General features: G+C 40.2%; 1 protein-coding gene. It reads left to right on the forward strand.

The window, feature by feature from the left end:
- Window positions 1-52: 52 nt before the first annotated feature.
- Window positions 53-286 (forward strand): hypothetical protein (locus QN347_RS19745; RefSeq protein ID WP_323494388.1); only part of this gene is annotated, 234 nt, incomplete at its 3' end.

Raw genomic sequence — 286 nt, forward strand, 5'->3', positions numbered from 1 at the left:
TCAAAGACCATCGATTTTTTGCGTTCTTTAATTGATCGAAAAGAGGTAGGAAATGAAACAAGCTGTCAGCGACGAAAATTCCTTCATCAATCGCAATATTTTTGAATTAAAACGAACAGATCGGCGCTGTAATATGGTGAAACCAAGTATCGATGGGTTTCGTCAAAACAAGATCTTGAAAAATCTCGGTGACGAAGATTTGCATGTTCTTGCCCCCCACCTCGAACTCGTCCAACTCTCAGTTCATCAACGTCTTTTTGAATACGGGTGTAATTCAGCTCACGTA

Source organism: Sphingomonas sp. 10B4 (assembly GCF_035019905.1).
Lineage (GTDB): Bacteria > Pseudomonadota > Alphaproteobacteria > Sphingomonadales > Sphingomonadaceae > Sphingomonas > Sphingomonas glacialis.